Source organism: Rahnella woolbedingensis (assembly GCF_003602095.1).
Classification (GTDB): domain Bacteria; phylum Pseudomonadota; class Gammaproteobacteria; order Enterobacterales; family Enterobacteriaceae; genus Rahnella; species Rahnella woolbedingensis.
In genome coordinates, this window is the sequence record NZ_RAHH01000060.1 from 1 (window position 1) to 6226 (window position 6226).

At 55.4% G+C, this 6226-nt stretch carries 9 protein-coding genes; 8 read left to right on the forward strand and 1 reads right to left on the reverse strand.

What is annotated here, in order from left to right:
* Positions 1-15 precede the first annotated feature (15 nt).
* From D6C13_RS24875 to D6C13_RS24910, 8 genes are read left to right on the forward strand one after another with little or no spacing between them, the layout of a single operon-like run.
* Positions 16-486 carry a head completion/stabilization protein gene (locus tag D6C13_RS24875; protein ID WP_120135297.1) on the forward strand — a complete coding sequence of 157 codons (471 nt, stop codon included), beginning with the start codon at positions 16-18 and terminating at the stop codon, positions 484-486.
* Positions 486-689, forward strand: coding sequence for a tail protein X (locus D6C13_RS24880; protein WP_120135290.1), 204 nt, complete (start codon positions 486-488; stop codon positions 687-689). Before D6C13_RS24875 ends, D6C13_RS24880 begins: the two co-directional genes overlap by 1 nt.
* 5 nt (positions 690-694) lie before the next feature.
* On the forward strand, positions 695-904 hold the full coding sequence (locus D6C13_RS24885) for a phage holin (RefSeq protein WP_047609759.1): 210 nt from the start codon (positions 695-697) through the stop codon (positions 902-904).
* Entirely contained in the window at positions 885-1394 is a 510-nt protein-coding gene (locus tag D6C13_RS24890; RefSeq protein WP_120135291.1) for a lysozyme, read from the forward strand. Before D6C13_RS24885 ends, D6C13_RS24890 begins: the two co-directional genes overlap by 20 nt.
* Complete coding sequence (lysB, locus tag D6C13_RS24895) at positions 1394-1819, forward strand: Rz-like lysis system protein LysB (RefSeq protein WP_120135292.1); 426 nt, start codon at positions 1394-1396, stop codon at positions 1817-1819. The genes D6C13_RS24890 and lysB overlap by 1 nt, the downstream gene beginning before the upstream one ends.
* Entirely contained in the window at positions 1704-1952 is a 249-nt protein-coding gene (lysC, locus tag D6C13_RS26035; protein ID WP_244212803.1) for an Rz1-like lysis system protein LysC, read from the forward strand. Before lysB ends, lysC begins: the two co-directional genes overlap by 116 nt.
* The gene (locus D6C13_RS24905) at positions 1915-2382 is read left to right on the forward strand and encodes a phage tail protein (protein ID WP_120135293.1); all 468 of its coding nucleotides are present in this window, start codon (positions 1915-1917) and stop codon (positions 2380-2382) included. The genes lysC and D6C13_RS24905 overlap by 38 nt, the downstream gene beginning before the upstream one ends.
* Positions 2375-2833 (forward strand): phage virion morphogenesis protein, encoded by a 459-nt coding sequence (locus D6C13_RS24910; protein ID WP_120135294.1) that lies wholly within the window; start codon positions 2375-2377, stop codon positions 2831-2833. The genes D6C13_RS24905 and D6C13_RS24910 overlap by 8 nt, the downstream gene beginning before the upstream one ends.
* 480 nt (positions 2834-3313) lie before the next feature.
* On the opposite strand, the gene D6C13_RS24920 is transcribed toward D6C13_RS24910, so the two are convergent.
* Positions 3314-6226: Ig-like domain-containing protein (locus D6C13_RS24920; protein WP_244212801.1), on the reverse strand; the 2913-nt coding region annotated here is incomplete at its 5' end.

The window sequence follows — 6226 nt, forward strand, 5'->3', positions numbered from 1 at the left end:
CATTCAGAGGTCATTATGTCTCTTGTTGTACCTGCACCAAAGCCGGACGCCGCGACGGAACCCGCGATTAAAAACACTCATTTCTGGCCTGATGTCGATCCGGTTGAGCTGCGCGACACGCTGCGCCTGGAGGGCACGGTTACCGCGAAACGTCTGCGCACCGCCGCAAAGTTTGCCATGACCGAAGTGAACGCCGAGCTGTTCAGCTTTCGTGATGCGCAGATTTCGCAGGGCTTTACACACCTGGCTGATGTCCCTGCCGACCAGATTGATGATGAAAGCGTGAAGGTCTGCGCCTATCAGCGCGCCGTGGCGTCTATTGCGGCGGCCTTCCTGGCTGAGCGTTACCCGAATAACGACACCACCGATAAGGGCAGCAAAAAGGCCGAGATTGTGGAAAGCACGGTGGATGATTTATGGCGGGACGGGCGCAACGCGATCGGCGACGTCGCCGGTGTGTCTCACTGCATCATCGGGCTGCTCTGATGAAAGTCACTGCCGAACAGGGCGACACCGTGGATTCGCTTTGCTGGCGGTACTACGGGCGCACGGGATCGGTAGTTGAAAAAGTTTACGCGGCTAACGTTGGCTTAGCCGCACAGGGGGCAATCCTGCCCCATGGCTACGCGGTGGAGCTGCCGGACATAACCCAGGCCGCAGTCAGTGAAACCGTCTCACTTTGGGACTGATGACCATGGAGCGCATCACCTCGTTTATCTGTTACTGCGTCGCGGCCTTTCTTGCCTGGCTCGGCGCAATGTCACCGCAGGATATCGCCTTTCTGGTCGGTGCCGCCGTCGGCGTGGCGACCTTCCTGGTGAACTGGTACTACCGGCGTAAAACTTACCGCCTGCTGAAAGCTATGGGCGTCAGAGGGGACATTAATGCAGCCATCAATCGTTAGGCGCTGCGCCGTCGCCGCCGTCCTGGCGATTGCCGCATTGCTGCCACAAACGCCAACGTTGAAAACCTCCGCCGCCGGTCTGGCACTGATTGCCGATTTTGAAGGCTGCCGCCTGTCGGCCTATCAGTGCAGCGCGGGCGTCTGGACAAACGGCATCGGGCACACCGCAGGCGTGAAACCGCAAACGCACATCAGCGAACGGCAGGCCGCCGTTAACCTGGTGGAAGACGTGATGCGGGTGGAGAAAGGCATTGCCCGATGTATGCCGGTCGCCATGCCGCAGCCCGTTTATGACGCCGTGGTGTCCTTTGCGTTTAACGTGGGCGTGACAGCAGCCTGCAAGTCCACGCTGGCGTTTTTCATCAACAAAGGCCAATGGCGGGATGCCTGCGAACAGTTGCCGCGCTGGGTGTTTGTTAACGGTGCCCGCGTCACCGGCCTGGAGCGCCGCCGCGCGAATGAGCTGGCCTACTGCCTGCGGGGAGTCTGATGCGCATTACGATTATTTTACTGCTGGCCGCCTGCGCGCTGGCGGGGCTGCAAACCTGGCGTATCGGCGGCCTGACTGAAAAAGCCGAACAGGCGCAGCGCATTATCGGCACGCTGTCCGCCGGTATTGAAAGCCGCGATAACGCCATTAATCGCCTGAACGATGAGGCCGTAACGCGGGAACGCCAGGAACAACGCCTGCGCACCCAGCTCGCACGGGCGGGTGAGCAGGCGCGCGTCCGTGAAGTTCATATTCAAAGGTTACTCAATGAAAATCAGGAAATACGCGACTGGTACGGCACTCGTCTGCCTGACGGTATTAGCCGGATGCACGCACGTCCCGCCTTTGCCAGCGCCGCAGATTATTTACATTGGCTGTCCGGCGGTAACCAGTTGCCCGATACCGGCAAGCTCACCGGTCACTAACGGCGACTTAAGCAGTGATGTCAGAAACCTGGAGGCCGCGCTGACCGCCTGCGGCCTCCAGGTGGAAGCGGTCAGACAATGCCAGGAGGAACACCGTGTTAAAACCCGCACAGCTACGAAAAGCCTTAACTGACGCCGTGCCGGTGCTGCAAACCAGTCCCGACACCCTGCGAATGTTTGTGGACAATGGTCGCATCGTTTCCACGTTAGCCAGTTCGCTGTCGTTTGAATACCAGTACCAGACCGAACTGCTGATCACCAACTTTGCCCAGGACTGCGATCTGATTATTGTGCCCATCCTGGCCTGGCTGCGTGAGAACCAGCCGGACATTATGGCGACGCCGGAAAAGCAGCAGACCGGCTTTAAATTTAAGGCCGATATGCTGGATGATGGTTCCTACGATATCGCGATTGATGTGCAGCTCACCGAGCGCGTGATCGTGAAACAGATTGATGCCGGTCTGTATGTGGAGCACTTTCCGGAACCGCCGCTGCCTGAACCGGTGGAAAGGCCGCGTGAACTGTATCTGCACGGCGAGTTAGTGAGTCAGTGGAATGAGTGAGCTGTCAGCGTTTGATACCCGCCTGGCGGGGCTGATTGCCGCGCTGTCACCGCAAAGCCGGAAGGCGATGGCGGCGACCATTGCGAAGCGTCTGCGCAAACATCAGCAGCAACGAATCAAGCAGCAGATCACGCCGGAAGGGCAGCCGTTCACGCCGCGCCGCCCGCAGCCGTTGCGGGCAAAGAAAGGCCGCATTAAGCGGGAGATGTTCGCCAAACTGCGCACGGCCAAATACATGAAGGCCAAAGGCACCGCTGACGACGCGGTGGTGGAATTTACCGGACAGGTGCAACGGATGGCAAAAGTGCATCAGTACGGGCTGCGGGATCGCCCGTCTGTCCGTGCAAAGGAAATGCAGTATCCGGCGCGCCCGCTGTTGGGGCTGGACGCAGAGGATATGAAGATTGTGGAAGATGAATTGCTAATACTTATTAGCTCAGGCTTGAACTGACACAACTGCGATACATAGCCACACCTAATCTGACAGGTAGCCCTGTGCCAGTAGGTGACGATTGGACTGAAGTTGATCCTGATTCTTTATTAAAGACATAGATAAATATAGAGATATTGGCATGAAAATCAGACGTTATTAGAAAGACGATTCAGAAAATTTATGGCAATTGGTTTTTAATACCGTACATTTAATAAGCTCCCGTAATTATTCTCCAGAGCAATTCAATGCATGAGCGCCCAAAGAGAAAGATATTAACGGGTGGAAAAAAGAGTTATCTGAAAAGTTATTCGTTTCCTGGTCATTTTGAGACCAGGTTGTATCAAAATCGCATTCTGATACACCTTAGCGAGTTTTTTATATCACTGGACGTCAATCCCCTTTACTGCCGTCAGATTGCCGGAACGCTGACGAAGGAAGAGGCGCAGTAAAAATCCCCGGCCGGAGCCAGGGATGGATTAGGTCAGAACACGTCAGGGATTATGAAACCTGATGTAATTCCAGACCGTGCTGAACCAGCAGTTCTACGTCACTGCCTGCATGCTGATACACCTCATACTGAATGCCACCTGCCGTCACTGCACCGCTATCCTGCCAGGTGTTGTGAGCCAGGTCGTCGACTTTCAGTTCAACCACATCACCCTGGTCGCCGGTGACAGCCAGCTGTTGCTTGCCGTCCTGCACAAACAGATTCGGATGGGCTTCGCTGAGAATGTCGTTCAGGGTCAGATGAAGGGTGTTCTGCACATGGTCAGTGATATCGACCGCAGCGGTGGATTTATGCGAATCATCAATCTGCGCCAGAGTCAGAATGTCGTGATGTTCCACGGCGTCCGGGCTGGTCAGCATGGCACTTTGCAGGTTGGCGTGCTGGGCGTTTGCAGAATACCAGGAGACATCGTCTATCACATCTAAATGCTCTGTTGTGAACGACGCAATGTGCTGTCCAGATGCGGGGGTAATTGTATAGTGGTATCCCACGACTACATGCGCAGTCGTTTCTGCATGTGTCGCATCCTTCACGCTAATCGAAATGGCCACTTCATTGCCCTTTGCATCATAAGCATGAATTCTATCTTTAGCAGTCATGCTCTCACGCTCCTGGCCATTCCCATAAAATGACACCGTATCAGCCGCACCCGGTAAGGTAAATGTCATCAAACTAAACTGTTGATTCAAAATACAAGTATTATCCAGTTCAGGATGATCGACTAAACGGAAACGGGCCCATCGTGCATTACTAACTGAAGACTCTATCTTCAGACCTGAGTCTGTAGTAAAACTTGAAAATTGATCATAAGGATGATCAACCTGCTGAAAATCTTCAAAGCCAGATACTCCCACTGGGGCCGTATCAATATTCACCACAAAATCACCGGAATGCGCACTGACATTACCGGCCGCATCCGTGGCCGTCGCGGTGAAGTCATGTTTGCCGTCGGTACGCACAGGCGTGGTGTAACTCCAGCTGCCGTCTGCTTTGGCCGTTGTTGACCCCAGCAGGGTGCTGCCTTCGTACACTTTGACAATGCTGTTGGCTTCAGCCTGACCGTTCAGGGTTGGCGTCGTGTCGTCCGTCGTGCCGCCGTTGATATCATGGCCTTTAGAATCGCCGGCATCATCATAGAAATCAATAATGGTCGGTGCATCCGGTGGGGTGATATCCGGTACATCAATGTTCACCACAAAGTTGCCTGAATGCGCACTGGTATTACCTGCCGCATCTGTCGCAGTGGCGAAGAAGGTATGCTTGCCTTCGGACAACGCGCCGGAGACATCAAAAGCCCAGCGGTGGTCAGCACCCGTAGTTGCGGAGCCAATCAGCACCGAACCATCGTAAATTTTCACAACACTGCCGGGCTCCGCAACACCTGCCAGCTCTGGCGTGGTGTCATGCAGTGTGCCGCCGTTACTCGCTCCTGTCCCGTCTTTAGTGCCATCTTCCGCAGTGCCATATGCACTCGTGAACACGGGTACTTCCGGTGGAGTGGTGTCCGGCACATCAACGTTCACCACAAAGTTGCCAGAATGCGCACTGGTATTGCCTGCCGCATCTGTCGCAGTCGCGAAGAAGGTGTGCTTGCCTTCGGACAGCGCGCCGGAAACATCAAAAGCCCAGCGGTGGTCAGCACCCGTAGTCGTGGAGCCAATCAGCACCGAACCATCGTAAATTTTCACAACACTGCCGGGCTCCGCAACGCCTGCCAGCTCTGGTGTGGTGTCATGCAGCGTGCCGCCGTTACTCACTCCTGTCCCGTCTTTAGCGCCATCTTCCGCAGTGCCATATGCATTCGTGAACACGGGTACTTCCGGTGGAGTGGTGTCCGGCACATCAACGTTCACCACAAAGTTGCCAGAATGCGCACTGACATTTCCCGCTGCATCTGTCGCAGTGGCAGTAAAGGTGTGGCTGCCGTCAGTGCGTGCGGATGGCGTGAAGCTCCATGAGCCGTCATCGTGTGCGGTTGTTGAGCCCAGCAGTGTGCTGCCCTCATACACTTTCACAATGCTGTTCGCTTCAGCATGGCCTTTCAGCTCTGGAGTGGCGTCATCCGTGGTGGTGCCCGATTTGAAGTCACCTTTGTAATCGCCGACATCATCGTGGTAATTCTCGATGACCGGGGCATCCGGTGGGGTGATGTCTGCTGTTTCAACGTCCACAATATAGCTAGGGGAATGATCACTCGTGTTGCCGGCTGCATCTGTCGCGGTCACGGTGAAGGTGTGTTTACCGTCAGCAAGTGCCTGAGAAACATCATAGGTCCAATTACCCTCTGAATCTGCTGCAACGGAGCCAATCACAACCGCGCCGTCGTAGATCGTCACGATGCTGTCTGGCTCTGCAGCACCAAGCAGTTCCGGTGTGCTGTCTTCAGTGGTGCCACCGCTCTTCACCCCGTGCTGAGTGCCGTCATCATTGGTTTCCTGCGCAGCATAAATGTTTGGCGTATCTGGTGGAGTAATGTCCGGAGGGGTGTTGTCGTCGGCATTGCTGCCGGTCAGTGCCACAGTGTAGCTGTCTCCTGTCAGTGTGTGGCCGTCTGTGTCCGTCGTCGTGACATGGAAGACGTTATTTCCCGACTGCAGTCCCTGTTTGCCGGTGAACTGGTAGCTCCAGGTGCCGTCATTACCCACAGTGACATGGCCAAGGGTGTAGGTTTTCCCTGTTGATGGACCGTACATGGTGACAGTCACGACACTGCCGGGCTCACCGGTGCCGTGCAGCTCAGGCTGTTTGTCATCGGTTTTACCGCCGTCAGTCACCTGCCCCGTATGCAGACCCACATCATCAATGATGTAAGAGATTTCCGGGGTCGCGAACACGTCGGCATTCGTGGCCACGGTTTCCACGCTGTAGCCTGCGCTGCTGTCGCTGGTTCCCATGGCATTGGT